We start from the raw sequence: 1,305 nt of genomic DNA on the forward strand, positions 1-1,305 counted from the left end.
GAAGGGAATTGATTTAGCCATTGCATTGAGGAATATGGAGTCTTACAAAGAAACGCCTATTTTGATGCTAACAACTGAGTCAGACCCTAGGCTGAAAAAAGTAGGTAAAGATACCGGTATAACTGGTTGGATTCTAAAGCCCTTGAGTCCTCAGCGCTTCAAACCAGCCATAGAAAAGCTGTTGGATATTGCCTAAGTCTTAGCAATTCTTGCCATTATGATCGATGATGCTCTTCTCACCCTGGCTTTGTCACCTATTCTCGTTCCGCAGGGAATCTATACTAAAAAAGTGACGCCTAAACTTCCTGAGCCTGAAGGTAGCCGTGAAGGTATTTTAGGTAACGGGGAGCCTTTGCGCATCTTAATTCTAGGTGACTCAGCTGCTGCAGGTGTTGGCGTTGATAGTCAGAACGATGCGCTTTTAGGGCAGCTGGTGTCGAAACTGTCGCAGTACCGCGCTATCGAGTGGCGCCTTTTAGCCGAAACAGGCTTGAAGACATCTGAGATGCTAGAGCGCCTACATGCGCTTGAGGCTTTTAAAACCGATGTTGTCATTACTTCCTTAGGTGTCAATGATATAACCGGCGGGACACGACTGAAACACTGGCTAGAGCAGCAAAGAGAGTTAAAACTGCTGCTTCAAGACAAGTTTCAAGCGCGTCATATCTTCTTGAGCAGTGTACCTCCCATGCATGAATTTCCGGCTCTACCTCAGCCACTTCGCTGGTTTTTGGGGCGTCGTTCTCGTGCAATGAATAGTGCTTTGAACGAACAGGCAGCACTAGATGAGGCTTTAGCTTTTGTTAGTGTTCAGTTTCCTATGCAAAAAGAGTTCTTTGCCAGTGATGGCTTCCATCCCAGTGCGCAGGCTTACCGCTTATGGTCAGAAGCTTTACTTGAGCACTTTAAAGAGCGTTGTTTATTGCCCCAGCGTTGAAGGTATCGTCGAGCAGCATTCCAGGCTGATCATCGCTTTTTTGCGTTCTGCTCCCCAGCGATATTGATTAATCTCCCCCGTACTTCTAATGACCCGGTGACAGGGAATCAAATAGGCAATATTGTTCTTCGCAATGGCTGAAGCGACGGCTCTGGTAGTATTTGGTTGATTGATTTGCTCAGCAACCTGTTGATAAGAGCGCAACTCGCCTTCAGGAATCTTCAGTAAGGCCTCCCATACCAACAGTTGGAAAGGCGTTCCTTTGCAGAGCAAGTTCAACTTGTTCTCGTTTGCTGGTCCAGAGTCGAAAATACGTTTTAGGGTAGTTAATGTGCTCGCTTGGTTTTGCTTTAGTTCAGCATGTGGCC

2 protein-coding genes and 1 pseudogene are annotated in these 1,305 nt (G+C 46.6%); 2 read left to right on the forward strand and 1 reads right to left on the reverse strand.

What is annotated here, in order from left to right; genetic code table 11:
- A pseudogene (locus A3729_RS01060) lies at positions 1-196 on the forward strand (response regulator); the annotation flags it as partial.
- A 21-nt stretch (positions 197-217) separates the two neighbouring features.
- Positions 218-937, forward strand: coding sequence for an SGNH/GDSL hydrolase family protein (locus tag A3729_RS01065; RefSeq protein WP_068513558.1), 720 nt, complete (start codon positions 218-220; stop codon positions 935-937).
- Here the strand turns inward: A3729_RS01065 and A3729_RS01070 are convergent.
- On the reverse strand, positions 920-1,305 hold a 386-nt coding region (locus tag A3729_RS01070), incomplete at its 5' end, for a methylated-DNA--[protein]-cysteine S-methyltransferase (RefSeq protein ID WP_156497558.1). The two genes, A3729_RS01065 and A3729_RS01070, sit on opposite strands and share 18 nt — an antisense overlap.

It is taken from the genome of Oleiphilus sp. HI0043, assembly GCF_001634935.1.

Bases quoted from the DNA above. Each gene is read 5' to 3' on its own strand.
- A3729_RS01065 (WP_068513558.1), top strand. From the start codon at position 218: ATGATCGATGATGCTCTTCTCACCCTGGCTTTGTCACCTATTCTCGTT.